This is a genomic window from Pseudoblastomonas marina, from assembly GCF_034374265.1.
GTDB classification, from domain to species: domain Bacteria; phylum Pseudomonadota; class Alphaproteobacteria; order Sphingomonadales; family Sphingomonadaceae; genus Alteriqipengyuania_A; species Alteriqipengyuania_A marina.
The window spans coordinates 664,423-689,450 of the sequence record NZ_CP139718.1; the positions used below are offsets into that span (position 1 = coordinate 664,423).

The 25,028-nt window shown below is 66.8% G+C and carries 27 protein-coding genes; 19 read left to right on the top strand and 8 right to left on the bottom strand.

The window, feature by feature from the left end; all coding sequences use genetic code 11:
• Nucleotides 1-303: 303 nt before the first annotated feature.
• Complete coding sequence (locus tag T8S45_RS03185) at nt 304-1,569, bottom strand: glutamate-5-semialdehyde dehydrogenase (protein ID WP_322294651.1); 1,266 nt, start codon at nt 1,567-1,569, stop codon at nt 304-306.
• A 239-nt stretch (nt 1,570-1,808) separates the two neighbouring features.
• Between T8S45_RS03185 and proB the strand changes: the two genes are divergently transcribed.
• From proB to T8S45_RS03210, 5 genes are all read left to right on the top strand, one after another.
• Nucleotides 1,809-2,963: a glutamate 5-kinase gene (proB, locus tag T8S45_RS03190; protein ID WP_322294652.1), complete on the top strand. Its 1,155-nt coding sequence runs from the start codon at nt 1,809-1,811 to the stop codon at nt 2,961-2,963.
• A gap of 76 nt (nt 2,964-3,039) precedes the next feature.
• Nucleotides 3,040-3,867 (top strand): outer membrane protein assembly factor BamD, encoded by an 828-nt coding sequence (locus T8S45_RS03195; protein WP_188641596.1) that lies wholly within the window; start codon nt 3,040-3,042, stop codon nt 3,865-3,867.
• 243 nt (nt 3,868-4,110) lie between these two features.
• Nucleotides 4,111-4,284 carry a YdcH family protein gene (locus T8S45_RS03200; protein WP_322294653.1) on the top strand — a complete coding sequence of 58 codons (174 nt, stop codon included), beginning with the start codon at nt 4,111-4,113 and terminating at the stop codon, nt 4,282-4,284.
• 74 nt (nt 4,285-4,358) lie between these two features.
• A complete protein-coding gene (gene nhaA / locus T8S45_RS03205; RefSeq protein WP_322294654.1) occupies nt 4,359-5,594 on the top strand; it encodes a Na+/H+ antiporter NhaA in 1,236 nt (411 codons plus the stop codon).
• A gap of 24 nt (nt 5,595-5,618) precedes the next feature.
• On the top strand, nt 5,619-6,350 hold the full coding sequence (locus T8S45_RS03210) for a carbonic anhydrase (protein ID WP_322294655.1): 732 nt from the start codon (nt 5,619-5,621) through the stop codon (nt 6,348-6,350).
• A 70-nt stretch (nt 6,351-6,420) separates the two neighbouring features.
• On the opposite strand, the gene T8S45_RS03215 is transcribed toward T8S45_RS03210, so the two are convergent.
• The gene (locus tag T8S45_RS03215; protein WP_322294656.1) at nt 6,421-7,578 is read right to left on the bottom strand and encodes a GGDEF domain-containing protein; all 1,158 of its coding nucleotides are present in this window, start codon (nt 7,576-7,578) and stop codon (nt 6,421-6,423) included.
• Nucleotides 7,579-7,725: 147 nt separating this feature from the next.
• Here T8S45_RS03215 and recN point away from each other — a divergent pair, with 147 nt between their 5' ends.
• Nucleotides 7,726-9,390: a DNA repair protein RecN gene (gene recN, locus T8S45_RS03220; RefSeq protein ID WP_322294657.1), complete on the top strand. Its 1,665-nt coding sequence runs from the start codon at nt 7,726-7,728 to the stop codon at nt 9,388-9,390.
• On the opposite strand, the gene T8S45_RS03225 is transcribed toward recN, so the two are convergent.
• Nucleotides 9,387-9,878, bottom strand: coding sequence for a DUF2165 family protein (locus T8S45_RS03225; RefSeq protein WP_322294658.1), 492 nt, complete (start codon nt 9,876-9,878; stop codon nt 9,387-9,389). The genes recN and T8S45_RS03225 overlap by 4 nt on opposite strands.
• Before the next feature lie 104 nt (nt 9,879-9,982).
• Here T8S45_RS03225 and ligA point away from each other — a divergent pair, with 104 nt between their 5' ends.
• The 3 genes from ligA to T8S45_RS03240 are packed head-to-tail and all read left to right on the top strand — an operon-like array spanning nt 9,983 to nt 13,712.
• A complete protein-coding gene (ligA, locus tag T8S45_RS03230) occupies nt 9,983-12,031 on the top strand; it encodes an NAD-dependent DNA ligase LigA (protein ID WP_322294659.1) in 2,049 nt (682 codons plus the stop codon).
• 14 nt (nt 12,032-12,045) lie between these two features.
• Nucleotides 12,046-12,585 carry a DUF7010 family protein gene (locus T8S45_RS03235; protein ID WP_322294660.1) on the top strand — a complete coding sequence of 180 codons (540 nt, stop codon included), beginning with the start codon at nt 12,046-12,048 and terminating at the stop codon, nt 12,583-12,585.
• A 35-nt stretch (nt 12,586-12,620) separates the two neighbouring features.
• Nucleotides 12,621-13,712, top strand: a complete 1,092-nt coding sequence (locus T8S45_RS03240) for a serine hydrolase (RefSeq protein WP_322294661.1) — start codon at nt 12,621-12,623, stop codon at nt 13,710-13,712.
• Between the two features lie 3 nt (nt 13,713-13,715).
• On the opposite strand, the gene T8S45_RS03245 is transcribed toward T8S45_RS03240, so the two are convergent.
• Genes T8S45_RS03245 through T8S45_RS03255 form a run of 3 tightly spaced genes read right to left on the bottom strand, consistent with a single transcriptional unit; the run spans nt 13,716 to nt 16,016 of the window.
• A complete protein-coding gene (locus T8S45_RS03245) occupies nt 13,716-14,399 on the bottom strand; it encodes a DUF2459 domain-containing protein (protein ID WP_322294662.1) in 684 nt (227 codons plus the stop codon).
• Nucleotides 14,400-14,409: 10 nt separating this feature from the next.
• Nucleotides 14,410-15,306, bottom strand: coding sequence for a 50S ribosomal protein L11 methyltransferase (locus tag T8S45_RS03250; protein WP_407654923.1), 897 nt, complete (start codon nt 15,304-15,306; stop codon nt 14,410-14,412).
• A complete protein-coding gene (locus T8S45_RS03255; protein WP_322294663.1) occupies nt 15,306-16,016 on the bottom strand; it encodes an SDR family NAD(P)-dependent oxidoreductase in 711 nt (236 codons plus the stop codon). Before T8S45_RS03255 ends, T8S45_RS03250 begins: the two co-directional genes overlap by 1 nt.
• A gap of 112 nt (nt 16,017-16,128) precedes the next feature.
• Here T8S45_RS03255 and sdhC point away from each other — a divergent pair, with 112 nt between their 5' ends.
• The 5 genes from sdhC to T8S45_RS03280 all read left to right on the top strand — a co-directional run bounded on the left by sdhC (nt 16,129) and on the right by T8S45_RS03280 (nt 20,561).
• Nucleotides 16,129-16,521: a succinate dehydrogenase, cytochrome b556 subunit gene (sdhC, locus tag T8S45_RS03260; RefSeq protein WP_322294664.1), complete on the top strand. Its 393-nt coding sequence runs from the start codon at nt 16,129-16,131 to the stop codon at nt 16,519-16,521.
• The gene (gene sdhD, locus T8S45_RS03265) at nt 16,521-16,907 is read left to right on the top strand and encodes a succinate dehydrogenase, hydrophobic membrane anchor protein (RefSeq protein ID WP_322294665.1); all 387 of its coding nucleotides are present in this window, start codon (nt 16,521-16,523) and stop codon (nt 16,905-16,907) included. Before sdhC ends, sdhD begins: the two co-directional genes overlap by 1 nt.
• A complete protein-coding gene (sdhA, locus tag T8S45_RS03270; RefSeq protein ID WP_322294666.1) occupies nt 16,907-18,736 on the top strand; it encodes a succinate dehydrogenase flavoprotein subunit in 1,830 nt (609 codons plus the stop codon). Before sdhD ends, sdhA begins: the two co-directional genes overlap by 1 nt.
• A gap of 123 nt (nt 18,737-18,859) precedes the next feature.
• Nucleotides 18,860-19,711 (top strand): amidohydrolase family protein, encoded by an 852-nt coding sequence (locus T8S45_RS03275; protein WP_322294667.1) that lies wholly within the window; start codon nt 18,860-18,862, stop codon nt 19,709-19,711.
• 85 nt (nt 19,712-19,796) lie between these two features.
• Nucleotides 19,797-20,561, top strand: coding sequence for a glycoside hydrolase (locus T8S45_RS03280; RefSeq protein WP_322294668.1), 765 nt, complete (start codon nt 19,797-19,799; stop codon nt 20,559-20,561).
• A 9-nt stretch (nt 20,562-20,570) separates the two neighbouring features.
• Here the strand turns inward: T8S45_RS03280 and T8S45_RS03285 are convergent, their stop codons facing one another.
• Nucleotides 20,571-21,005, bottom strand: a complete 435-nt coding sequence (locus tag T8S45_RS03285) for an RrF2 family transcriptional regulator (RefSeq protein ID WP_188641611.1) — start codon at nt 21,003-21,005, stop codon at nt 20,571-20,573.
• Between the two features lie 83 nt (nt 21,006-21,088).
• On the opposite strand from T8S45_RS03285, the gene T8S45_RS03290 reads away from it, so the two are divergent.
• The 3 genes from T8S45_RS03290 to T8S45_RS03300 are packed head-to-tail and all read left to right on the top strand — an operon-like array spanning nt 21,089 to nt 22,276.
• Nucleotides 21,089-21,568: a group III truncated hemoglobin gene (locus T8S45_RS03290; protein WP_322294669.1), complete on the top strand. Its 480-nt coding sequence runs from the start codon at nt 21,089-21,091 to the stop codon at nt 21,566-21,568.
• Nucleotides 21,561-22,004, top strand: a complete 444-nt coding sequence (locus T8S45_RS03295) for a hypothetical protein (RefSeq protein ID WP_188641613.1) — start codon at nt 21,561-21,563, stop codon at nt 22,002-22,004. The genes T8S45_RS03290 and T8S45_RS03295 overlap by 8 nt, the downstream gene beginning before the upstream one ends.
• Complete coding sequence (locus tag T8S45_RS03300; protein ID WP_188641614.1) at nt 22,001-22,276, top strand: TehB-like domain-containing protein; 276 nt, start codon at nt 22,001-22,003, stop codon at nt 22,274-22,276. Before T8S45_RS03295 ends, T8S45_RS03300 begins: the two co-directional genes overlap by 4 nt.
• A gap of 27 nt (nt 22,277-22,303) precedes the next feature.
• Here the strand turns inward: T8S45_RS03300 and T8S45_RS03305 are convergent, their stop codons facing one another.
• Nucleotides 22,304-22,879: an ATP-dependent Clp protease proteolytic subunit gene (locus T8S45_RS03305; RefSeq protein WP_229658087.1), complete on the bottom strand. Its 576-nt coding sequence runs from the start codon at nt 22,877-22,879 to the stop codon at nt 22,304-22,306.
• A gap of 143 nt (nt 22,880-23,022) precedes the next feature.
• Here T8S45_RS03305 and T8S45_RS03310 point away from each other — a divergent pair, with 143 nt between their 5' ends.
• Together T8S45_RS03310 and T8S45_RS03315 are read left to right on the top strand one after the other, a co-directional pair.
• Entirely contained in the window at nt 23,023-23,409 is a 387-nt protein-coding gene (locus T8S45_RS03310) for a BlaI/MecI/CopY family transcriptional regulator (RefSeq protein ID WP_188641616.1), read from the top strand.
• Nucleotides 23,406-25,028 carry a M56 family metallopeptidase gene (locus T8S45_RS03315; protein ID WP_322294670.1) on the top strand — a complete coding sequence of 541 codons (1,623 nt, stop codon included), beginning with the start codon at nt 23,406-23,408 and terminating at the stop codon, nt 25,026-25,028. The genes T8S45_RS03310 and T8S45_RS03315 overlap by 4 nt, the downstream gene beginning before the upstream one ends.

Below are 25,028 nucleotides of genomic sequence, written 5' to 3' on the forward strand. Positions count from 1 at the left end.
CCGTGTTCAGCATCGGGTTCTAGCCAATGGTTAAGTAGACTGTCTAACACGCGAGCTAGGTACAATCCCCTAGCCGCGCATGGAAAAAGTCGAAAGGTGCGTTTTCCTTCCGCAATTTGAGCAGTTTAAGACGTATCGCGCAACGCGTTCGGGAGGTTCTTGATTAAGGGTCTCTTGGGCTCGCCTGAAGGGAAAGGGGCCGGGATCGCGTTGGATCCCGGCCCCTTTCATTCGCTCGATATCATGGCGTGAACGGGAGGCCCGATGCACTTCGGACCGATCAAGGTCCGGGCCTCGTTCGGCTCACGGACGTGTCTGTCCGCTGCCGTGGACGAGGTACTTGAAGCTGGTGAGCTGTTCGAGCCCGACCGGTCCGCGCGCGTGCATCTTGCCGGTGGCGATGCCGATCTCGGCACCCATCCCGAATTCGCCGCCATCGGCAAACTGGGTCGAGGCGTTGCGCATCAGGATCGCGCTGTCGATGCTGGTCATGAACTTGCGCGCCGCCTCGTCGTCCTCGGTCATGATCGCGTCGGTGTGGTGCGAGGAATGGGTGTCGACCCACTCGATCGCCTCGTCGAGCCCGTCGACGATCTTCACCGAGGCGATCTGGTCGAGATATTCGGTGTCCCAGTCCTCGTCACCGGCGGGCTTGATGCGGTTGTCGATCGAGACCGCGGCCTTGTCGCCGCGCAGTTCGCAATCGGTCCCCATCGCGTCGACGATCTTGGGCACCGCCTGCTCGGCCACCGCGCGATCGATCACGATGCTCTCGGTCGCGCCGCAGACGCCGGTGCGGCGCAGCTTGGCGTTGCGGATCACCTCGGCCGCCTTGTCGAGATCGGCGGCTTCGTGGACATAGGAGTGGCAGTTGCCGTCGAGGTGGAGCAGCGTGGGGACGCTGGCCTGGTCGCGCACCAGTTCGACCAGCCCGCGCCCTCCGCGCGGGATCACGAGGTCGACGAACTCGTCGGCCTTCAACAGCGCGGCGACGGCGGCACGATCGGTGGTGCGCACGGTCTGGACGGCATCGGCCGGAAGGCCCGCGGCTTCGAGTCCCTTCTGCATGCACTCGACGATCACGCGGGTCGAATGGCGGCTTTCGCTGCCCCCGCGCAGGATCACGGCATTGCCCGATTTGAGGCATAGCGCGCTGGCATCGGCGCCGACATTGGGTCGGCTTTCGTAGATCATGCCGATGACGCCGATGGGTACCGCGACGCGCTCGATCTTGAGGCCGTTGGGGCGATCGAACTGCGCGAGCTGACGGCCGACGGGATCGGGCAGTTCGGCGATCTGTTCGAGCGCGCTGGCCATGCCTTCGACCCGTTCCTCGTCGAGCGCGAGGCGGTCGATGAAGCTGTCGGGCTTCTTGCCGCGGACGCTCTCGACGTCCTTGGCGTTGGCCTCGAGCAGTTCGGCCATCGAGGCGCGCAGCGCCTTGGCGGCTTCGGTGAGCGCGGTGTTCTTGGCCTCGGTCGAGGCGGTGAGGAGGCCGCGCGCTGCCTTGCGGGCGCGCTGGCCGAGTTCGTGGACGTGGAGTTGCGGATCGAGTTTCTGGTCGGTCATGTGGGTCCTCTGTTTCTGTTCTAACGACGAGCGGAACGGGCATTGCGTTCCCGGGGGCCCCGGCTGCTCGCGCAGGGCGCGATCAAGACGCGGATCGTCGGATAATGAGTGCGCCGGCAGGCGGAACTGCGGCGAAGTGGTTACTTTATAACACACTCCAGCAAGAATTGCACGCGGTTGTCTAATTCGCGGCCAGCCCCTAGGTGAAGGGGCATGCCGCACAAAACCGATATTTCCTGATGTCCAGAAGCAATACCGTCGTCGTCAAGATCGGCTCGACCCTCGTCGCGAACTCCGATCGCCTCACACCGCGCTTCGGCTTCATGCAGCGCCTGCTCGACGATATCGCGCGTCTGCGCGATCGCGGGACCAACGTGATCCTGTGCAGCTCGGGCGCGGTCGCGCTCGGGCTCAAGACCGTGGGGGAAACCCCCGAGAGCGCCGGGATCAGCGACAAGCAGGCCGCCGCCGCCTGCGGGATGCCGCTGCTCACCAACGCCTACAAGCAGATCGGACACGAATACGGCATCGAGATCGCGCAGGTCCTGCTGACGCTGGGCGATTTCGAGGACCATCGCCGCTTCCTCAACACCCGCAACACCGTGTTCCGCCTGATGGAAGCGGGCGTGATGCCGATCGTCAACGAGAACGATTCGATCACCACCGAGGAGATCCGCGTCGGCGACAACGACCGGCTCGCGGCCAAGGTCGCGCAGATGGTCGATGCGCGCGACTTCATCATCCTCACCGAGGTCGACGGACTCTACGATCGCCACCCCGACGAAGAGGGCGCCAAGTTCATCGAGGAAGTGACCGACGTCGCCCCGTTCATGGAAGCGACCAAGGGCAAGAGCACGCTGGGCACCGGCGGGATGACGACCAAGCTGATGGCCGCGAACATCGCGCAGGAAGCCGGGGTCACCACCTATATCGCGCATGGCGAGGTCGACCACCCGCTGACCTCGATCCTCGACGGCGAGCGACGTTGTACGCGCTTCGTCGCGCATGAAGACGCCGCGTCCGGGTGGGAAAGCTGGATCGCCAACCGGCTCCAGATGGCCGGCAGCCTGCGCGTTTCGAACGAGGTCGCGGAGGAACTCATCGACGGCGATCGCGCGGTGATGCGCGCCGACATCAAGGGGATCGACGGCGAATTCACGCGGGGCGACGTGCTCCACATCTACGACGAGGACGGGATCGAGCGGGCGCGCGGCCTGTCCGATTTCACCTCGGAGGAATTGCGCGTGCTCGCGGTCAACCCGCATCTCGATGCCGAGCAGCTGCTCGGTTACAAGACGAAGGGCGAGATCGTGCGCTCGAAGAACCTCGTTTCGCTGGTCAAGCGCCACCTGCGCTGGGACCTGCCCGACGGCGCCTCCGACCCCGCCATCTGACCCGGCGTCAATTTACGCGGCATTGGCACGCTGACTTCACTTGGCGTTCAGCGCGCGGCTGGTTATACGCGCTGCCATGACGATCACCCCTGTTTCGCCGCGCCGCCCGATTTCGCGGGCCCTGCGCGCCGCCATCCTCGCCACGGGCACCCTTTCGATTGCCGCTTGCGGCGGCGGTGCCGGGGGCGGTCCGTCGGACACTGCCTATGTCGCGCGCGACGTCGAAACGCTCTACATGGCGGCCAAGGAACGGCTCGATCGCGGGGCGTCGCGCGATGCCGCAGTGCTGTTCGACGAGGTCGAGCGGCAGCATCCCTATTCGCCCTGGGCCCGCCGCGCCCAGCTGATGAGCGCTTTCAGCTATTACACCGCGCGCGACTACAACAAGGCGATCCAGAGCGCGCAGCGCTTCCTCTCGATCCACCCGGGCAACAAGGATGCACCCTACGCCTATTACCTGATCGCGCTCAGCTATTACGAGCAGATCAGCGATGTGACGCGCGACCAGAAGGTGACCGAACAGGCCCTGACCGCGCTGCGCGAGATCGTGCGCCGCTACCCGGCGACCGACTATGCCACCGACGCGCGGCTCAAGATCGACCTCGTCAACGATCACCTCGCGGGCAAGGAAATGGAAATCGGCCGCTATTACCAGAACAGCGGCAAGTGGCTGGCGAGCGCGCTGCGCTTCCGGCAGGTGGTCGAGAACTACCAGACCACCAGCCATGCGCCCGAGGCGCTGTTCCGGCTGGTCGAAAGCTACCTCGCGCTCGGTATCCCGGCCGAGGCGAAGAAGGCCGCCGCGGTGCTCGGCCGCAACTACCAGGGCTCGGAATGGTACGAACGCGCCTACGAGCTGATGCAGCGCCACGCCCCCGAGACGGTCGCCAGCGCCGCGAGCTGACGCGCCGACGACTCGGCGCAAATCGAGCAAATTATCGGTTTCGCTTGGAACCGGACCGCTTTGGTGGTATTCAATCAATGCGGGCCGGGCCCCTCTGGCGAGCGTATCTGCGCTCGTGATGTCGGACCGCATCGGATTGCCGATGCGCCGGAGATGGGTCCCGAATATCCCCCTCCCTTCCCTAGGACGCATCTTCGCGCTCGGCACTCCGATCGACAGCCACCCTTGTCAAGGAGACTGCCGATGACGGCCCGAACGTTCAAGCTAACCGAAATGCATCAGCGGATCGACGCGCGCCTGCGCGCCGCACAGCGACGGCCTGCGCCCGATTGGGCGGAATTGTCGCGACTGAAACGCGCCAAGCTGCGGATCAAGGATATGCTGGCCCGGCTTGCCGCCGGGCCGCGTCGCTCCTGATCGCGATTCGGCGAGCGATCGTCGCCCTTCGTGCGGCGACGGTCGCACGCGCCACTTTCCCCAAGAGATAACCCATGCCCGACGGACGCACGTTCGCCATCGCACCCATGCTGCGCGACTTCCTGCAAAAGGAGAGCGCCGGCGGGATCGTGCTGATCGTTGCCGCCGCGCTTGCGCTGGCGGTGGCGAACTCGCCGCTGGCGGCGACCTATTACGACTGGCTTGCGATCCCGGTGGTCGCCGCGATCGGCGATTTCGCGATCAACAAGCCGCTGCTGCTGTGGATCAACGACGGATTGATGGCAGTCTTCTTCTTCCTCGTCGGCCTCGAAGTGAAGCGCGAAGTGCTCGAAGGCCAGCTGTCGAGCTGGAACAAGGCCTCGCTGCCGCTCGCCGCGGCGATCGGCGGGATGGCCGTTCCGGCGCTCGTCTTCCTCGGCCTCAATGCCGACAGCCCCGACAATAATCGCGGCTGGGCAATCCCCGCCGCGACCGACATCGCCTTCGCGCTGGGGATCCTGTCGCTGCTCGGGCCGCGTGTTCCGGTGGCGCTGAAGGCGCTGCTGCTCGCGATCGCGGTGATCGACGATATCGGCGCCATCGCCATCATCGCGCTGTTCTATTCGGGCGAACTCGACACGCATATGCTGGGTGCCGCGGCGATCGTGCTGGTGGTGATGGCCGCGGTCGGGCGGGGCAGGATCGACTCGACCATACCCTACGTCCTGCTGGCGATCCTGATGTGGGTGTTCGTGCTCAAATCGGGCGTCCATGCGACGCTGGCGGGGGTCGCCGCCGCGCTGTGCGTTCCGCTCGACGCGAAGAGCGACCACGGCCCGCTAGAGCGGATGGAACACGGACTGCACCCGTGGGTCGCCTTTCTCGTGATCCCGATCTTCGGCTTCGCCAATGCGGGCGTTTCGGTGGCGGGCCTGTCGCCCGGCGCGCTGCTGGAGCCGCTTCCGCTGGGAATCGCACTCGGGCTGCTGATCGGCAAGCAGCTCGGCATATTGGGGTTTGCCTGGCTGGCGGTGAAGGCGGGTATCGCCGCGCTGCCGGCCAATGTCGGGTGGAAACAGGTCCATGCCGTTTCGCTGCTGGCGGCGATCGGATTCACGATGAGCCTGTTCATCGGCAACCTCGCCTTCGCCGAAGCGGCGCAGGTCGACGCGGTGAAGATCGGCGTCCTCTCGGGCAGCACGATCGCGGCGATCGCTGGCTATTGGATGTTGAAATCGACGCTCGGGAATCACCCACCCGCAGAAGAAGTGGGTGCGGACGACGATCGTGTCACCGCGCCTGTCACATAGTCATCACGTAGAAGGAGAGAAGCAGTGAATACCAGACGACAAGTTCTCGGCGGCGTCGGCGCGCTCGGTGCTGCAGCGGTCATGTCCGGCAGTCCGGCAGTGGCCGGGCAGGATAGCTCCGGGCTCCAGCCGGCACCCGCCGGGGCCGATCTCACCCCGCGCCAGGCCCTCGACCTCCTGCGCCAGGGCAATGCCGCCTTCCTCCGCGGCGAACGGACCAGCGTGCTGACCAGCGCGCAGCGCCGCCTCGAGCTGGCAAGTGGGCAGAAACCGTTCGCGGCCTATGTCACGTGCTCCGACAGCCGCGTTCCGCCCGAATTGCTGTTCGGCCGGGGCCTCGGCGAGCTGTTCATCATCCGCAATGCCGGCAATACGGTCGATACTGTTGCACTCGGCTCGGTCGAATACGCGGTGGCGGTGCTCCAGACGCCGCTGGTGGTGGTCATGGGTCATGAAAGCTGCGGCGCGGTGAAGGCCGCGACCGAAGTCGTGACGGACAATGCGACCTTCCCCGGATCGATCGGCCCGATGATCGAGCCGATCATCCCGGCGGTGTTGCAGGCGCGCGATGAAGCCGGCGACCTGCTCGAGAATTCGGTGCGTTCCAATGTGCGCCGGGTGGTCAGGCAGATGCGCGAGCACAGCGATCCCATCATGCTGGAGCCGCAGGAGGCGGGCAAACTGTGGGTGGTCGGCGCCTATTACAGCCTGGGAACCGGCGAGGTCGACTTCTTCGACCTGCCCGAAGGTGCCTGACGATCCTGCGAACGATCGCACCCATTCGTATCGGGGCTGGCGGTGAAGGCCGCCGCCCCGATCGGCCGCCTCAGGCGGCCCGGCCGTCGCGCGCCTGCCGGCGCGGCATGTCCCCGAGCTCGTCGGGATATTCTTCGGTAGCCCCGGCGACGGCGCAGTCGCGGCCCTCGGCCTTGGCTTCGTAGAGCGCCTGGTCGGCCAGCGAATAGAGCAGCTTCCAGTCGTCGTCCGACTTGAGCGGACCGCTCGCCATGCCGATGCTCGCGGTGACGCGGGTGCCGTGCGGCATGTCCGCCTGGCGGAGCGTGGTGAGCAGGTGCAGCCCGGCCACCGCCGAGAGGTCGTCGATCCGTCCGACCAGCGCGAATTCCTCGCCGCCGACCCGCGCGACCGCGACGCCCGGCAGCGCGAATTTCTCGATGATCCGCGACACCGCGCACAGCACCCGGTCGCCCATTTCGTGACCGTAGCTGTCGTTGATCGCCTTGAACCGGTCGAGATCGAGCAGGATGAGTCGGAGGTGATCGGCCGTCCGCCCGAGTTCGTAGGCGTCGTCGAGGAAGGCGCGGCGGTTGGGTAGACCGGTGAGCGAATCGCAGCGCGACAATTGGTGCAGCGCCTGGCGCTTCTCGAGCAGTTCGACGAGGAAGCGACGATTGTTGCTCGCCATGATGAAGAGGAAGACGGCCGCCACGACCATCGCCGCGCCGCAGGCCTTTTCAACCAGGTTTCCTTGCACCAGCACGACCGTGGCGATCGGCAATATCCCGACGATCAGGCAGGCGCCGGCCAGGCGGCGGACCTTGGCGAAGGCATAGCCGGTCACGATCACGCCCAACGCCATGAAGAACGGGAATCCGAAGCGTGTGGCTTCGTCCGCGCCTTGCCACGAGAGGATCGACCACACCGATCCGAGCGCAATGATGCCCCCCGTTCGCGCCGTCGCCATGGTCAGCGAGCGGGTGGCTTCGCGCTCGGTGGTCGGCAAGCGCGGGCGGAACACCACGCCGAGCAGGCAAAGCACGAAGATCGCGGTCGGGAGACCGAAGCGCAACAGGACAGGGAGCGACTCGCCCATCAGCATCGCGCAGGGAACGCCGAAGGTGAAGCCGGCCAGAAGCAGCGGCTCCTGCGCGCGCACGTGCTGCGCCGCGACGATCGCATAGTCGGCGCGCACTTCCTTGGGCACGGTGGGTTCGACGACCCAGCTGGACTTGATCGGTTCCATTACGGCGGGTGCTAGGAGAAAACCTCTAATATTGACTAAAGCCTGTCCCCTTTTCTGGGGACAATTCCGCGCGGGCGAGAAAGCTGTTCGTGCGCGGGCCGACAACGCTACCAAGCCGAGGGGGAACGCGTTAGGAACGATCCCGCGATGCTCACCCGCCTTTCCATCCGCAATATCGTGCTGATCGAGGCGCTCGACCTCGACTTTTCGCGCGGGCTCGGCGTGCTCACCGGCGAGACCGGCGCGGGCAAGTCGATCCTGCTCGACGCGCTCGGCCTCGTGCTCGGCAACCGTGCCGATAGCGGGCTGGTGCGCAGCGGTGAGGCGAAAGCGAGCGTGACCGGATCGTTCGAGTTCGACGCGCTGCCAGCACCGGTGGCCGAGGCGCTCGACGATGCCGATCTCGAATTGGAGCCGGGCGAACCGCTGATCATCCGGCGGCAATTGAAGGCGGACGGCGGCTCGAAGGCCTTCGTCAACGACCAGCCGGTCGGCGTCGCGCTGCTGCGCCAGATCGCGGGCGCGCTGGTCGAGATCCACGGCCAGCACGACGATCGCGGGCTCGTCAATCCGCGTGGCCACCGGGCGCTGCTCGATCGGTTTGCGGGCAGCGATGTGGCGGCAGTGTCCACGGCGTGGGCGGAATGGCGCGCGGCGGAAGAGAAACTCGCCGCGGCCAGGGCCGAGATCGCGCAGGCGAGTGCCGATCGCGACCTGCTGCTGTCGTGGCTCGAGGAACTGACCAACCTTGCCCCGGAGGAAGGCGAGGAGGCCGAGCTCGCCGCGATGCGCGCCAACATGCAGAAGGGCGAGCGGCTGTCGGGCGATCTCGAGGAATTGCGCCAGCTGTGGGAAGGCTCGGACGGCGCGCTGGCGACCTTGCGCGGCGCGGCGCGGCGGCTCGACCGGATCGCGGGGGAGCACGACCAGTTGCAGGCCGCGCTCGACGCGCTTGACCGCGCGGTGATCGAGGCGGGCGAGGCCGAGGAAGCGCTGGCGCGCGCCGCCGAGGCGCTGGTCCACGACCCCGCCGAACTCGACCGCGCCGAAACCCGCCTGTTCGAACTGCGCGCGCTGGCCCGAAAGCACGATTGCGAGGCCGACGAATTGCCCGCCAAGATGGCCGAGCTACGCGGCAAGCTCGACGCGATCGAGGGAGGCGAGGCCGAGATCGGCGCGCTGGAGAAGGCGGCACGAGACGCGGGCGATGCATACCGCACCAAGGCACAGGCGCTGCACGAGGCGCGCAGCAAGGCGGCGGCGAAGCTCGACACGGCGGTGGCGGGCGAACTCGCGCCGTTGAAGCTCGATGCCGCACGGTTCCACACGAAGGTCGAGGCGCTGCCCGAGGAGCGCTGGGGTGCGCACGGCATGGACGCGGTCGAATTCCTGATCGCGACCAATCCGGGCGCCGATTTCGCCCCCCTCAACAAGATCGCGAGCGGAGGCGAATTGTCGCGCTTCATCCTCGCGCTGAAGGTGGCCTTGGCGGAAGAGGGCGGCGCGGCGACGGTGATCTTCGACGAAATCGACCGCGGCGTCGGCGGCGCGGTCGCCAGCGCGATCGGCGAGCGATTGGCGCGGCTGGCGAGCGACGGGCAATTGCTCGCCGTGACCCACAGCCCCCAAGTCGCCGCGCGCGGCACCACGCATTATTTGATCGCCAAGTCCTCCACCGGCACCGTCACGAAGACCAGCGTCGCGCGGCTCGACGAGAACGGTCGACAGGAAGAGATCGCGCGCATGCTCAGCGGGGCCGAGGTGACGCCCGAGGCGCGCGCGCAGGCGGATCGCTTGCTGGAGGGGGTTTAGGCTTCGACGTCTTGCAGGCTGACATAGATCAGCGCCATCATCGCCATCGCGCCGTAGAAGAACGAGCCGTAGAACGGACCTTCGCCGAGCGGCATCTGCCACAATTGGTAGCCCGCGACCGCGATGCCCTGGAACAGGCCCCACCAGTTGAACACCGCGCAGGCGAGCGCGATCTTGGCCCATTTCTTACCGGCTTCGAAGGTTGCGGCGTCCGCCTTGCGCAGCGTCCAGAGGTGCCAGGCACCGTAGAACCCGAGGATCCCGGCGATCGCCTCGAGCGTGAAGACCACCACGATCGCGATCACGATCAGGAAGGCCGGCGGCACCGGCAGCAAGGTGACCGGATAGGCTTCCTGGTCGACATGGCTCGTGGTGTAGACGAAGAAATCGTATGCCTGCGGCAGGTTGGCGATATTGTGCGCGACGTAAAGCAGCGCGAACAGCGCGATGGATGCTACCACCACGGCCTTGATGATCCGGTCGGTCATGTTTCCCCCCTTGGTCTCGTTTGCGGCACTTTCCCCGGTGCCGTGGCTGAGGCATAGCGAGGCGAATGGGACAGGATCAAATTTCGGCGACAGCGCCTGTGGACATGACCGAAGCCGACGCAGCCAATGAACTGATGCGTTTGGCCCGCGCGATCGCCAAGCACGACCGGCTCTACCACGCCGACGACGCGCCCGAAATCACTGACCAGGAATACGATGCGCTGGTCCGGCGCAATGCGGCGCTGGAGGAGGCGTTTCCGCATCTGGTTCGCGACGATTCCCCGTCGAGGAAGGTCGGGCACGAGATCGCCGCCTCGCCGCTGTCGAAGGTGACGCACGAGGTGCGGATGATGAGCCTCGACAATGCGTTCGACGATGCGGAGGTGGCCGAATTCGTCGCGCGGGTGCGGCGGTTCCTCGCTCTCGGCGAGGATGCGCCGCTCGTCTTCACCGCCGAGGACAAGATCGACGGGCTCTCGCTTTCGCTGCGCTACGAGAAGGGCAGGCTCGTCCGCGCCGCGACCCGCGGCGACGGGCAGGTGGGCGAGGACGTGACGCCCAATGTCGCGCATATCGCCGATATCCCGCAGCAGCTTCCCGACGATGCGCCCGAAATCTTCGAAGTGCGCGGCGAGGTCTATATGGAGCGCGCGGCGTTTGCCGAATTGAATGCGCGGCAGGAGGAAGCGGGAGGCAAAACTTTCGCCAATCCGCGCAATGCCGCTGCCGGATCGCTGCGGCAGAAGGACGCCAGTGTCACCGCCGCGAGGCCGCTGCGCTTCTGGGCGCATGGCTGGGGCGCGGCGTCCGAACTGCCGGGCGAAAGCCAGGTCGAGGTGATGCAACGGATCGCGGAATGGGGTATCCCGGTCTCGCCGTTCTTCACGCGCTGCGAAAGCCTCGAGCAAATGCTCGCGCATTATGCGAAGATTGCCGAGCAACGCGCTGACCTGCCGTATGAAATCGACGGCGTGGTCTACAAGGTCGACCGGCTCGATCTGCAACAGCGGCTGGGCTTCGTCGCCAAGGCGCCGCGCTGGGCGATCGCGCGCAAATTTCCCGCTGAGCGGGCCGAGACGACGCTGGAAAGCATCGATATCCAGGTCGGGCGCACCGGCAAGCTGACCCCGGTCGGCCGCCTCGCCCCGGTGCTGGTGGGCGGGGTGACGGTGACCAATGTCACGCTCCACAATCGCGACGAGATCGAACGGCTCGGCGTGCGCCCGGGCGACCGGGTCCTGGTGCAGCGCGCGGGCGACGTGATCCCGCAGGTGGTCGAGAACCTCACCCCCGATGCGAAGCGCGAACCCTTCGTCTTCCCCGATCATTGCCCCGAATGCGGCAGCGAGGCGGTGAGCGAGGAGGGCGAGGTCGATGTCCGCTGCACCGGCGGGCTGATCTGCCCCGCGCAGCGCACCGAGCGCCTCAAGCATTTCGTCAGCCGCGCCGCGCTCGATATCGACGGGCTGGGCGAGAAGACGATCGACCAGTTCTTCGCGAAGGGCTGGATCGAAAGCCCCGCCGATATCTTCCGCCTCAAGGACCGCCGCGAGGAGATCCTCGCGCTCGACGGGTGGAAGGAGGTCTCGGTCGACAAGCTGCTCGCGAGCGTGGAGGCGCGGCGCGAACCCGATGCCGCGCGGCTGCTGTTCGGGCTCGGCATCCGCCATGTCGGCGCGGTCACCGCGCGCGATTTGCTGAAGTATTTCCACACCCTGCCCGCCTTGCGCGAGGTCGCCGAGAGGGCCCGCGCGGGCGACGAGGATGCGGCGGGCGAACTCACCTCGATCGACGGGATCGGCGGCGCGGTGGTCGAGGCGCTGGGCGACTTCTTCCACGAGGAACACAATCGCGGCGTGTGGGACGACATCCTCTCCGAAGTGTCGCCGCCGCGTTACGAGGTGGAAACGAAGGATTCGCCCGTTGCGGGCAAGACGGTCGTGTTTACCGGCAAGCTCGAGACGATGAGCCGCGACGAGGCCAAGGCGCAGGCCGAGCGGCTCGGCGCCAAGGCCTCCGGATCGGTCAGCGCGAAGACCGATTTGCTCGTCGCCGGGCCGGGTGCGGGCAGCAAGCTTAAGAAGGCCGAGGAACTCGGGATCGAGGTGATCGACGAGGCCGGCTGGGCGGAGATCGTCGCCGCGGCCAAGTAGGGGGAGAAAAACGGATGGAAGTGAAAGCGGCGCAGGCCGAATTGCGGCGGGCCTATACCGATGGCGGACCCGGCGTGGTGGTGTCCGGGCTGATCTGGCTGGCGGCTGCCTTCGTCGAGCGCCAGCAGGGGGTCGAAGCGGCGTTCCTCGCACTCTTTTTCGGCGGGATGCTGATCTTCCCGCTCGCGCTCTTCATCAACCGCGCGATCCTCAAGCGGCGCGGCGAAAGCAAGACCAACCCGTTCGGCAAGCTGGTGCTCGAAGGGACGATCGCGATGATCGGGGGCCTGGTCGCGGCGTGGCTGTTCCTGCCGTTCAAGCCCGAATGGGTCATCCCGCTCGCCGCGATCGCCGTGGGCACGCATTACTTCGCGTTCCGCACGGCCTATGGTCTCGCGATTTTCTGGTTGCTGGGCGCAGCCGTCACGGCGCTGGGCGCGCTGGCGATCTTCACCGGGTGGCTCGAAACCAATTTCGTGACCGTTGCGGTTGCGGTGACCGAGCTCGTCTTCGGGGGAATCCTGTGGCTGCGCGCGGGCAACACCGCCGAATAGTTCGGAACTTCGCGGCAGCGACGCGTTGAATCAGCGTGTCGCACGCAGTCAGATTCATCGCCGTCCTGTTCCCCGTGCTCGGGATCGCCGCGCTCGCGGTGCTCGTCCTGCCGCGCATGTCGGCACAGGCGAAGGATCCCGTGGCGGAAGAGGCCGAGGCGCTGGTCGAAGTCGAACTGCCGACCCCCGAGGAAGCCGCGCTCGACCGCCGGCTGAACGAGATCGGCTCCAAATTCGCCGGGCAGGTCGGGATCGCGGTGCGCCCGGTCGAGAGCGACCGCACGATGCATTTCCGCGGGCTCGAACCGTTTCCGCAGCAAAGCGTGACCAAGACCTGGGTCGCGCTCGCCGCGTTCCGCCAGGTCGACGAGGGCAAGCTGGCGCTCGACGAGCCGCGGATCGTGCGGCGCGAGGACCTGACGCTGTTCCACCAGCCGATCCGCGCCGAGGTGCTGCGCAAGGGCTCGGTCTCTACCGACTACGCCGACCTGCTCGACCGCGCGCTGACGCGCAGCGACAACACCGCCAACGACGTGATCCTGCGGCGCGTCGGCGGCCCCGATGCGGTGCAGGGCACGCTCGACAAGCTCGGGCTCGGCAGCATCCGCTTCGGCACCGACGAGCGGACCAAGCAGAGCGCGACGGCGGGGCTGACCTGGCAACAGGCCTATTCGCTCGAACGCAATTTCTACGATGCGCGCGACGCGGTGCCCGACGAGGATCGCCGTGCCGCCTACGAAGGCTATCTCGCCGACCCCATCGACGGCGCACCGCCGGTTGCGGTGGTCGCGGCGCTGGCGCGGCTGGCGAAAGGCGAATTGCTGTCGGATGACAGCACCGAGCGTTTCCTCAAGATCCTGTCCGAAACCCGCAGCGGGCCGAACCGATTGAAGGGCGGGCTGCCGCCGGGCTGGACGATCGCGCACAAGACCGGGACCGGGCAGGCGCTGGTGCACGAGCAGACCGGCTACAACGATATCGGCCTCATCACCGCCCCTGACGGCCGGCGCTACGCCGTCGCGGTGATGATCGCGCGCACCGAACAGCGCGTGCCCGAGCGGATGGAGATGATGCACGAAGTGGTCGCCGCGGTGGTCGAGTACCACGAGGCGACGGCGATAGACTGACGCCTAGTTCGGAGGCTCCTCGACCCATTTCATCACCCCGCCCGCGAATGGCGTCCAGTAGCCGGTCTCGACCCCCGCATCGGCGAGGCGGTCGCTGGTCCACTGGTTGCAGGTGTTGCCGAGCGTGTAGTCGGCGCGCGCGTCGTAGAAACGGTCCTGCGCGCGGAAGCCGGTTAGGACGGGGCGTTCGCGGCCTGCGGGGGCGGGCGCGAGCTCGGCCTCGATCGCGGCGACCAGCGCGGCGTATTGCCGCTCGCTCAGCCGGATCGGGCGCTTGTTCGGGCCGGGCCCGGGATTGGTCAGGTGGTCGACGCGGACCACGCCCGGGCCACCGGTGGTCGCGATGCGCCACACGGTCCGCGCTTCGAGATCGCCCCAGCTGGGGTTTTCGAGGAACACCTCGCGGTCGCCCCACCCGACGCCGATATGGGTGATCGCGCGACCGGGATAGTCGTTATCGATGCTGGGGAAGGTCTCGCGCCAGTCCTTCTGCGGCGAGGTCACGGGCAGGACGAGTTCGGTGTGGATGCCGTTGGTGGCGAGCAGGATCTCGACGCCGCTCTCGGCCGGTTCGGCACCGGCATTGCGCGGGATCGAGCTGCCCGCCCAGTTCCACAGCATGACGAGACCCAGGAAGAGCGCGATCCAGGCCAGCGCCTTGCCGATGAATTTCGCGATCCCCCTCATCGCCCAAGCGTCACCCGCGCTTGCGCAGCCACAGGATCGACCAGTCGCCCTTCACCAGCCGACCCGCCAGCCGGAAGCCGTGCCAGCGATAGGCGCGGCGCACCGCGGCTTCCTGCGTTTCGAGCAGCCCCGCGAGCAGCACGTTCGCGCGCGGGGCGGTCACGCGGGCGAAATCGGGTGCGAGGTCGATCAGCGGCTGGGCGAGGATGTTGGCGATCAGCAGGTCGTAGGGCGCGCGCACGAGAATCGCCGGATCATCGATCCCCGGCGCTATCACGGGGAGCACCTCGCCCGCGCTCGCGCCGAGCGGGATGTCGTTCTGCCGCGCGTTTTCCTCGATCACGCCGAGACACACCGGATCGATATCGGTCGCGGTGAAATCGGCCCGGGGCCACAGCGCGCGCGCGGCGAAGGCGAGCAGGCCGGTGCCGGTGCCGATGTCGGCGACGTCGCGCGCGACCACGCCGCTTCTCTTCATCGCGTCGAGCAGGGCGAGGCAGCCCGCGGTCGTCTCGTGATGCCCGGTGCCGAAGGCCTGCGCCGCGGGGATCACGAAATTGATCGCTTCGGGGTCCGGCTCGTGGTCGGGCGTGTGGACGTGGAATCGGCCCGCGCGGATCGGGTCGAGCCCGCGCTGGCTTTCGGTCAGCCAGTCGGTCTCGGGCAGCTTCTCGACCGTGAAGTCGGGCGCGTCGCCGTCGAACAGCGCGGCGATCGCGGCGCGATCGGCCTTCGAGGGGTTGCGCGGCAGATAGGCGTCGAGCCGCCAGTCGTCGGGCTTGTCCTCGGCGATCTCGAACCCGGTGAGGACGATCTCGGGATCCCAGTCGAGCTGTTCTTCCTGCCGCGCGAGCGCGGCCTCGATCCGGGGCTTCCTGCCGAAGCCGGTGAGTTTCCAGCTGGCCATCAGCGGACGTAGCTCGCGCCGTTGGCGTCGATCGTCGCGCCGGTCATGCTCGGCGGGGCGTCGAGCGCGCAAAACGCGATGATCGCGGCCATTTCCTCGGGTTCGGCGACGCGGCCGAGCGGGATGTCGGCGAGCAGGCCCGGGCCGCCGCGGCTTTCGAGGTAATCGCCCGCCATCGCGGTATCGGTGAAGCCCGGCGTGATCGCGTAGCTGAGGATGTCTTCCGAGGCATAGGCGCGCGCGATCGTCTTGTGCATTGCGAGCATCCCGCCCTTGGCCGCGGCATAGTGCCAGTGCGCGGGGCTGTCGCCGCGATGCCCGGCGCGGCTCGCGACATGCACGATCCGTCCGCCCGCATTGCTGTCCTGCCAGTGCCGCACCGCATAGCGCGAGAGCTGCGCGGCGGCGGTCAGATTGATGCGGATCGTCTCTTCCCACCCGTCGAGCCATTCGATGTCCGAACGGTCGAGCGGATTGGGGTCGAAGAACCCGGCGTTGTTGATCAGCACGTCTATTTTTCCGCCGGCGCGCTCGAGCGCCTCTTCCCACAGCGATTGCGGGGCCTGAGGATCGGTCAGGTCGGCGCCGATCGTGTGGTCGTCATGCGGTTTGGAGCCGTGCCCGATGACGGTGCAGCCGCGCGCTTCGAGCGCCCTGCGCGCCGCGGCGCCGATCCCGCGCGAGGATCCGGTGAGGAGAATATTGGTCATGGCCGCGCGATAAACCGAGACATTGCCGATCACAATGATGTGCTTCCCCACCTTGCCTCGCGGCCTCATTCCTTTAAGGGACGGGCCAGAAATTCACGCGACAGGAAAGCCCATGGCCGGAAGACCGCTCTCACCGCATCTGCAAATCTGGAAATGGGGTCCGCACATGCTGACCTCGATCCTTCACCGCGTCAGCGGGGACGGGCTGGCACTGGTCGGCCTGCCCGTGCTGCTGTGGTGGCTCGGCGCGCTCGCCAGCGGACCCGAGGCGTATGAGACCTTCGCACTCGCCGCCTCTTCGCCGATCGGATACATCGTGCTGATCGGCCTGACCTGGGCGTTCTTCAACCATCTCGCATCGGGCCTGCGCCACTTCGTGCTCGACATCGGCGCGGGCTACGAACTCGATACCAACAAGACCTGGGCGATCGGGACCACCGTGATCGGCGTGGTCCTGACGATCGGCTTCTGGCTGCTCGTGCTCGCCAAGCAGGGAGTGCTCTGATGGCTCATGAAACCCCCATCGGCCGCGCGCGCGGCCTCGGTTCCGCCCATCACGGCACGCATCACTGGCTGCTCCAGCGCTTCACCGCGATCGGCAATCTCGTCGCGGTGCTGTTCCTCGTGATCAGTTTCCTGCTGCTCGACGATTACGGCTACGCCAGTTTCGCCAAGTGGGTCGCGAGCCCGCTGCCCGCGCTGGCGCTGTCGCTGCTGGTGATCTCGGTGTTCTGGCACGCGCGGCTCGGCCTGCAGGTGCTGGTCGAGGATTACGTGAACACCGCGGGCAATCGTTTCGCCCTCAACGCCCTTCTCAATATCGCGGCGTTTGCCGGCGCGGGTTTCGCGCTGATCAGCATCGCCCGCATCGTCTTCGCAGGAGCCGCCTGATGGCCGCAGCTGACACGTTCGAAATCGGCGGACGCGCCTACAACATCATCGACCACACCTACGACGTCGTCGTGGTCGGCGCGGGCGGATCGGGCCTGCGCGCGACGATGGGCGCGGCCGAAGCCGGGCTGAAAACCGCGAATATCTCCAAGGTCTTCCCCACGCGCTCGCACACCGTGGCGGCGCAGGGCGGGATCGCAGCATCGCTCGGCAACAACACGCCCGACCACTGGTCGTGGCACATGTACGATACCGTCAAGGGCTCCGACTGGCTCGGCGACCAGGACGCGATCGAATATATGGTGCGCGAAGCGCCGCACGCTGTCTACGAGCTGGAACATGCCGGCGTGCCGTTCAGCCGCAACGAAGACGGCACGATCTACCAGCGTCCGTTCGGCGGCCACATGCAGAACATGGGCGAGGGCCCGCCGGTCCAGCGCACCTGCGCCGCGGCGGACCGTACGGGGCATGCCATGCTCCATGCGCTCTACCAGCAGAGCCTCAAATACGACGCCGATTTCTTCATCGAATATTTCGCGATCGACCTGATCATGAAGGACGGCAAGTGCGTCGGCGTGATCGCCATGTGCCTCGACGACGGGACGATCCACCGTTTCCGCGCGCAGGGCGTGGTGCTGGCGACCGGCGGTTACGGCCGCTGCTACTACACCGCCACCAGCGCGCACACCTGCACCGGCGACGGCGGCGGCATGGTGCTGCGCCAGGGCCTGCCGTTGCAGGACATGGAGTTCGTCCAGTTCCACCCGACCGGGATCTACGGCGCGGGCGTGCTGATCACCGAGGGCGCGCGCGGCGAGGGCGGCTACCTCACCAATTCCGAGGGCGAGCGCTTCATGGAGCGTTATGCGCCGAGCGCGAAGGACCTCGCCAGCCGCGACGTCGTGTCGCGCTCGATGGCGCTCGAAATGCGCGAGGGACGCGGCGTGGGCGCCGATGGCGACCACATCTACCTCCACCTCGACCACATCGATCCCAAGGTGCTGGCCGAGCGCCTGCCGGGCATCACCGAGAGCGGCAAGATCTTCGCCGGGGTCGACCTGACGCGCCAGCCGCTGCCGGTCACCCCGACCGTGCATTACAACATGGGCGGCATCCCCTGTAACTATCACGGCGAGGTGATTGCCGGGGATCCGAACGATCCGGAAAAGATCGTCCCCGGCCTGTTCGCGGTGGGCGAGGCGGCGTGCGTCTCTGTCCACGGCGCGAATCGCCTCGGCTCGAATTCGCTGATCGACCTCGTGGTGTTCGGCCGCGCCACCGGTTTCCGCCTCAAGGAAACCATCAAGAGCGGCGCGAACCAGGACGAGCTCCCGGCCGACAGCGCCGAGATGGCGCTCACCCGGCTCGACCATTTCCGCCATGCCGACGGCGGTTCGCCGACCGCCCGCGTGCGCGAGGAAATGCAGAAGGCGATGCAGGCGCATTGCGCGGTGTTCCGCGACAGCGCGCTGCTGTCCGAGGGCGTCGAGAAGCTCAAGCAGGTCAACAAGCGCATGGAGGACATCCATGTCTCCGACCGCTCGCTGATCTGGAACAGCGACCTCGTCGAGACGCTCGAGCTCGACAATCTGATGGCGCAGGCCAACGTGACCATCGCGAGCGCCGAGAACCGCAAGGAAAGCCGCGGCGCCCACGCGCACGAGGACTATCCCGACCGCGACGACGCCAACTGGATGAAGCACACCATTGCGACTTTCGACGGATGGGGCGGCAAGGGCGGCAAGGTCGATATCGGCTATCGCCCGGTGCACGAGTTTACGCTGACCGACGACATCAAGTATATCGAGCCGAAGAAGCGGGTGTATTGATCGGAGAGAATGATGGCGGGGCTGAAATCGACTAACGCGGTTGCAGCCTTCGCCATGCTTCTCACCGGCTGTGCGCAAGTTTCGGAGGACCGTCTGCCGGCGGTTCCCGCGGAATCGGTCGGCGTGATCGATACACATTACCACGCCGCGTGGCAGAACGGCGACGATGCGGCGGGGCTCGAGGCCCGGTTGGAGGAGATGGACGCCAAGGGGATCTCGGTCTCAGCGCTCTTCGTTACCTCCGAAGACGATCTCGATCTCTGGTTCGACGCGGCCCCAAGGCGGTTCATTGCCGGCCCGATGTTTCCCTGCCCGCCGCTCGATGGCGAGCAGCTGTTCTGTTTCGACGACAATGATGGCTGGCCCGATCTCGCATGGGTCGAGCGCGAATTGCAGTCCGGACGCATCGGGCTGCTCGGCGAACTGACGCTCAATTACTACGGTATCCCGCCGACCGATCCACGGCTCGATCCCTATTTCGCGCTGGCGGCCAGATATGACGTGCCGGTGCTGGCGCATACCAATTCCGGACCGCCGCCCAGACGGGGGCCGCGCCGTTACGAGGGGTGTTGCCCCGATTATGACCCGGCGATGGGCGACCCCGCGCTGTGGCGCCCGGTGCTGGAGAAATATCCCGGAATGCGCCTGGTGCTCCAGCATTCGGGATTTCCCTATCCTGCGGGGCCGGGCGGCAAGGTCTATCTCGAGGAGACATTTGCGCTGATGCGCGATTATCCCGACGTGTACGCCGACATGAGCGTGCTGAACGCTCTGTGGGACGAGGATTCCTATCGTCTGGCAATGCAGAAGGTGGTCGAAGCAGGCATGATCGAGCGGATCATGTTCGGTTCCGACAACAATGATCCCACGGTGGTTTTCGAGCGCTTGGCACGCATGGAATTCCTCTCCGACACTGATCGCCGGGCAATCCTCCATGACAATGCGGCGCGGTTCTTTCGTCTTGATGCGCGCTAGGCTGGCTGGCCTCACGGCGCTGGTCGCAGTCGCCTGCACGGGATCCGCCGTCGGACCAGTGGCTGGAGACGCGCAAGGTTTCTACGTGAAGGAAACGATCGCGAGCGGGATATCCGTCCGCTCGTCAGGGCGCGTGCCCGATCGCGCCCTGGTCGCAGCGCGTGACATGATCGCTTCGATGCTCTCGCACCGCCCCGATCTCGCGCAGTGGCTTGCCGCCAACGACTATCGGGTCGCGATCATGGCCGAGGACGAGGCGATCACCGACCTTCCCGAGAATCGCGGTTGGACCAAGCCGGGGCCCGACGATCCGCGGCTGACGCGCTGCGAGCGCAAGCATTACGATGCGCGGATCGGCGCACTCTCCGATCGCCAGTACTGGAACGCGCGGGTGCGCGGGATCGGCGGCAAGCGTGCGGTCGCGGCGGAGGAGGACGTGCTAGGCCTGCGGAGCTCGCGTTATTGGGGCGAGACGATCCTCGTCCACGAATTCGCGCATGGCGTGCACGATGCGATCCGCGCGGTCGATCCGGCGCTCGCGGCCGATATCGACGCCGCCTATGCCGCCGCGCTCGCCGACAGGCTGTGGTACCAGGAGTACGCCACCACCACGGTCGAGGAATATTGGGCCGAGGGCACGCAATTCTGGTTCAATTCGAACCGCCTCGCGGTGATGGACGGCACGCGCGTGCTCGATCACGAGGACCTGCGCGCCTACGACCCGCGCCTCTACCGCGTGCTCGCGCGGGCCTATGGCAGCGGTCACCGGCTCGAAGGCGATCCGTTCTATCTGAGCGAGGCGCGCGTTCCCCCGGGGCCGATCCCCGAGAACACCGCCGAGGTCTGCTAGTCCGTCGGCTCAGGCCGCGTTGGCGGCAAGTCGGCGCAGCACCGCGTTGCGATCGGCGGTAATGTCGGCGAGCGTGTACTTGTCGAGATGCGCGAGGAAGGCCTCGAGCGCGCCGCCGAGCGCGGGCTTGAGCCCGCAGGCGCCGTCGATCGCGCAATCGGCCTTGCCACCCATGCAGGCGACGAACCCCTCGAAATGTTCGAGCTTGCGCACCACCGCCCCGACATTGATCCGCTCGGCCGGGTGCGCGAGCCGCAAGCCCCCGCCGCGCCCGCGCTGGGTCTCGATATAGCCCGCCGCCGCGAGGTCCTGCGCGACCTTGGCGAGATGGTTGCGCGAGATCGCGTAGCGCTCGGCGATCCAGTCGATCGAGACGGTATCGTCGCAGACGGCGAGCGCCATCATCATGCGCAGGGCGTAATCGGTGCGGAGGTTGAGCTGCATAAAAGAGGTATATTGGATATTGCTTTTTACCGCAAGTGCCGTAATAGGTATATTAAATACCTGTTAACGAGTCGGAGCGATCGATGCCTGCAATACGCGAACGGACCCGCAGCGAAGTGCTGCAGGCGCGCGAGGCGAAGCGCGCGCAGGCCGAGGCGCTGGGCGTGGACGAGGCCTTCGTTTCGCGCATGGTCGAGACCTTCTACGCCGCGGTGAGGGCGGATGACATGCTCGGGCCGATCTTCGCCGAGCGGATCGAGGACTGGCCCGTCCACCTCGAGCGGATGAAGCGGTTCTGGCGCTCGATCCTGTTCAACAGCGGCGAGTTCTCGGGCAACCCGATGCAGAAACACATCGCCATTCCCGGGCTCGAGCAGCGCCATTTCGCCCGCTGGCTCGAGCTTTTCTACGACACGCTACGCAGCCTCGAACGCGATCCCGGCGGCACCTCGCTGGTCGCCGGTCGCGCCCGTTCCATCGCCGACAGCCTGCTCACCGGGATCGCCGTCAACCGCGACGGCCTGTCGGGCTCCAGTGCCGGAAAGGACCTCCCGCATGTTTGAAGACCGCCATTTCGAATTCGACGAAAGCACCGCGACCGAGATCCACGCGGTCGATGCGCTGGTGACGCCTGTCGCCGCCCCGCCGGTCGCGCCCGCCAACCAGGGCTTCCAGCTGCCGGCGCGGGTCTGGCTCGCGATGCTCGGCTGCTACGCGGCGTTCTTCACCGCGCTGGCGATCGCGACCTCAGCGAGCGGGAAGGCGCTGTTCGCGATCGCGATCTCGGTGCTCTACACGGCAATCTATTTCGGTGTCGCCCGGATCGGCGCGGCGCAGGCGGGGCCCGAGGCGCAATCGCCGCTCGACTGCGGCGAGCCGCTGCAGACCTGGACCGGCCCGATGGATGCGATCTCGGTCTATGCGCAGATCCTGATCGTCCCGCTCGCGGTCGCCGGTTTCGGGATCGGCGTCGCCGTCATCGCACTGGTGACCGCATGAGTACGCCCGCGCTCGATATTTATCACACCATCGGTCCGTTCGATCGCGCGTCGGTGCCCGAGGGACTGCTGCGCGAGCACAGCCTCAAACCGGGGACCTGGGGCAGGATCACCGTGCTCTCGGGCAGCGTCGGGCTGGCGTGGGACGATGATGCGGACGAGGCGGTCGAGCTGGGCGAGGGCGACACGCTGGTGATCCCGCCGCTAAGGCCGCACCACCTCGTTCCGACGGGCGCGTTCGAACTGACGATAGATTTCCTGCGCGAAGCGTAATCCAGTCGGCGGTTCTGTCGGGCCGCTTTAGATCACCCCGCCGATCAGGCCGCGCTCGGCGGCTTCTTCGCAGGTGATGTACCAATTGTCGGGCGCCTTCTCGCGCAATTCCTCGAAGTCGACCTCCGACCCGTCGACGATCGCGCGGAAGCCGTCTTCCTCGATCGTGATCGAGTGCTCGATCTCGTTGAGCGCGGCCTTGAGCTGCGCGGTGCAGCTGCGCAGGGGGCCCGAAAGGTTGATCGTGCGGGTGATCTGGCGCTCGTGCAGCAGCAGGCTCGTCCCCTCGGTCATGAAGCGACAGTCGATCGGGAACCCCGCCATGAAGGTCGCCCCGGCCGAATAGACCGCCGCCTTGCCGAGGAAATAGAGCGTCCGGCCCGTTTCGGCGATCAGCCGGACATCGGCCGCCATCGCGCGCGCGATCTCGGGATTGCCGCCGAGCGTGGTGATCGCGATCGTCAGCGGCCCGTCGCCCGGCGCGGCGGACAGCTGGTTGCGAAATTCGTCGTACATCGCCTCGTCGACGCTCCCGACGAGCCGCAATTGCGGCGAAGTCAGCACGTTCTGCCGATGATCGGTGGTCTGGTTGTCGCGTGCCACGGGTTCCTCCTGCTGTCGTTGCAACAGGCTGGGGCGGGGCAGCGTTCCGTGTCGTTTGCAGAAAAACCATGCACCGTTTGGCTGTTTACATTCGTAATCATTGCAATTACACCTGTAAACGAATCGCAGCAAGGGAGAGAGGCATGTCCTCCAACGCCGACACCAACGAACGGATTTCCGAAGCCGAGCACGCGGTGATGGAAGTATTGTGGGAAAAATCCCCGCGTACCGCCGCCGAAGTGTGCGAGGAAGTCTGCCAGCGGCGCGACTGGTCGATCGCCACCGTCAAGACGCTGCTGTCGAGGCTGGTGTCGAAGAACGCGCTCGCGACCGAGCCCGACGGCCGCCGCTTTCTCTACCGCCCGCTGCTCGAACGCGGCGATTATCGCACCAGCGAATCGCGCCGCCTGGTCGACCGGCTGTTCGGCGGCCGCGCCGCGCCGCTGGTCGCGCACCTGGCCGAGGCCGAAGCGCTGACCGATGACGATATCGCCGAGATCGAGAAGCTTCTGAAGGAGATGAAGGCATGATCGACTGGCTGCTCGATACGCTGGTCTGGACCGGGGCGCTGATCGCGCTGGTCCTGCTCGTCCGCCGCCCGGTGGCGCGCCACCTCGGCGCGCAGGCCGCTTACATGCTGTGGCTGCTGCCGTTCGCGCGGCTGTTCGTGCCCGTGATCGAACTGCCCGCCGCACTCGCCCCCGAAGTCGCCGCCGCGCCCGCGCCGATGGTTGCGATCGACCCGGTGGTGCTGATGGCGATGCAGGCGCAACCGGCGCCGCAGCCCGATGCGAGCTGGCTGTGGTTCGCGCTCGCGATCGGCGCGTGGCTGACCGGTGCCGCGGTGATGCTTGGCTGGCGCTATCTCGCCTATTTCCGGATGCGCGCGCGCCTGCTCGACGGCGCGGAGGAGAAACTCCGCATCGGTGGGGTGCGGATCGTCGAGACCGGCGAGACCGAGAGTCCGCTCGCCTTCGGGATCGTCGACAAGGTGATCGCGGTGCCGCTCGATTTCCTCGAAACCGCCGACAAGCGCACCCGCAACCTCGCGATCGCGCACGAAATGGCGCATCACGAGCGCGGCGACCTGATCGCCAATTTCGCCGCCCAGCCACTGTTCGCGCTGCACTGGTTCAACCCGCTCGGCTGGCTCGGCTGGCGCGCGCTGCGGCGCGACCAGGAGGCCGCCTGCGACGCACGGGTGATCTCCAATCGCGACGATGCCACCCGCGCCGCCTATGCGCAGACCATCGCGCGCTTTTCGGCCGGTCCCGATCTGGCACTGGCCGCACCGATGGCTTGCCCGGTGCTCGGGGAAAAGAGCATCATCCAGCGGTTGAGGAGCCTGTCGATGGCCGACATTTCACCCCGCCGCCGCTGGGCCGGCCGCGCCGCGCTCGCCACCGGCCTGCTCGCGCTGCCGCTGACCGCGAGCTTCACCTATGCGACCCCGAGCGTGGCGCATGATGCTTGGGCTTCGCAGGATGCGCAGGTCGAGGGTGACCGCGTGGTGATCCGCGAGGTCGATCCCGATGCCGCGCCGGTGACCGAGGAAGAGGCCGAGGAACTCGCCGAAGCGATCGAGGAACGGTCCGAGGCGATCGCCGAAGCGGCGAAGGAGCTCGAACGCGAGATGCGGGTCGTGTTCGTGCAGGACGGCAAGGTCATGTCCGAAAAGGAAATGCGGGCCCGCGCCGCATCGATGGATCGCGCCGCGGCCAGGCTCCGGGCAAAGGGCGTGAAGGATATCGAAGTCATGCTCGACCTCGGTGATGTCCGCATGGTCGACGCCGCGAAGCTCGCCGAGCTCGAAAAGCTGGGCAAGGAGATGGAGCGTCTCGAGGTGCGGGTGGAGAAGAGCCCCGAATGGCACGCCAAGATGGAGAAGCTCCAGTCTTCCGCGATGGCGATGGTCGAGGCGGAACTGCCGAGGGTGCTCGAGCTCCAGCGCGCGGTCGCCAGGGACGGCGTGATCGCCGAATGCAAGAAGGATGGCGAGGCGGTGCCCTGCTCGACCTTCGATTTCGCCAAGGTCCAGCGTGAGGCGCTCGCCGAGGCGCGCCGGGAGATCAAGGCGAACAAGGACCTGACCGAGACCCAGCGCCAACGCGCGCTCGAAGCGCTCGACAAGGCGCTGCGCGCCGACTGA

Bases quoted from the DNA above. Each gene is read 5' to 3' on its own strand.
- T8S45_RS03200 (WP_322294653.1), top strand. From the start codon at position 4,111: ATGACGGCCCGAACGTTCAAGCTAACCGAAATGCATCAGCGGATCGAC.
- T8S45_RS03315 (WP_322294670.1), top strand. From the start codon at position 23,406: ATGATCGACTGGCTGCTCGATACGCTGGTCTGGACCGGGGCGCTGATC.
- T8S45_RS03245 (WP_322294662.1), bottom strand. From the start codon at position 14,399: ATGAGGGGGATCGCGAAATTCATCGGCAAGGCGCTGGCCTGGATCGCG.
- proB (WP_322294652.1), top strand. From the start codon at position 1,809: ATGTCCAGAAGCAATACCGTCGTCGTCAAGATCGGCTCGACCCTCGTC.
- T8S45_RS03235 (WP_322294660.1), top strand. From the start codon at position 12,046: ATGGAAGTGAAAGCGGCGCAGGCCGAATTGCGGCGGGCCTATACCGAT.
- nhaA (WP_322294654.1), top strand. From the start codon at position 4,359: ATGCCCGACGGACGCACGTTCGCCATCGCACCCATGCTGCGCGACTTC.
- T8S45_RS03185 (WP_322294651.1), bottom strand. From the start codon at position 1,569: ATGACCGACCAGAAACTCGATCCGCAACTCCACGTCCACGAACTCGGC.
- sdhD (WP_322294665.1), top strand. From the start codon at position 16,521: ATGGCTCATGAAACCCCCATCGGCCGCGCGCGCGGCCTCGGTTCCGCC.
- sdhC (WP_322294664.1), top strand. From the start codon at position 16,129: ATGGCCGGAAGACCGCTCTCACCGCATCTGCAAATCTGGAAATGGGGT.
- T8S45_RS03250 (WP_407654923.1), bottom strand. From the start codon at position 15,306: ATGGCCAGCTGGAAACTCACCGGCTTCGGCAGGAAGCCCCGGATCGAG.
- recN (WP_322294657.1), top strand. From the start codon at position 7,726: ATGCTCACCCGCCTTTCCATCCGCAATATCGTGCTGATCGAGGCGCTC.
- T8S45_RS03285 (WP_188641611.1), bottom strand. From the start codon at position 21,005: ATGCAGCTCAACCTCCGCACCGATTACGCCCTGCGCATGATGATGGCG.
- T8S45_RS03300 (WP_188641614.1), top strand. From the start codon at position 22,001: ATGAGTACGCCCGCGCTCGATATTTATCACACCATCGGTCCGTTCGAT.
- ligA (WP_322294659.1), top strand. From the start codon at position 9,983: ATGACCGAAGCCGACGCAGCCAATGAACTGATGCGTTTGGCCCGCGCG.
- T8S45_RS03295 (WP_188641613.1), top strand. From the start codon at position 21,561: ATGTTTGAAGACCGCCATTTCGAATTCGACGAAAGCACCGCGACCGAG.
- sdhA (WP_322294666.1), top strand. From the start codon at position 16,907: ATGGCCGCAGCTGACACGTTCGAAATCGGCGGACGCGCCTACAACATC.
- T8S45_RS03310 (WP_188641616.1), top strand. From the start codon at position 23,023: ATGTCCTCCAACGCCGACACCAACGAACGGATTTCCGAAGCCGAGCAC.
- T8S45_RS03225 (WP_322294658.1), bottom strand. From the start codon at position 9,878: ATGACCGACCGGATCATCAAGGCCGTGGTGGTAGCATCCATCGCGCTG.
- T8S45_RS03255 (WP_322294663.1), bottom strand. From the start codon at position 16,016: ATGACCAATATTCTCCTCACCGGATCCTCGCGCGGGATCGGCGCCGCG.
- T8S45_RS03215 (WP_322294656.1), bottom strand. From the start codon at position 7,578: ATGGAACCGATCAAGTCCAGCTGGGTCGTCGAACCCACCGTGCCCAAG.
- T8S45_RS03290 (WP_322294669.1), top strand. From the start codon at position 21,089: ATGCCTGCAATACGCGAACGGACCCGCAGCGAAGTGCTGCAGGCGCGC.
- T8S45_RS03195 (WP_188641596.1), top strand. From the start codon at position 3,040: ATGACGATCACCCCTGTTTCGCCGCGCCGCCCGATTTCGCGGGCCCTG.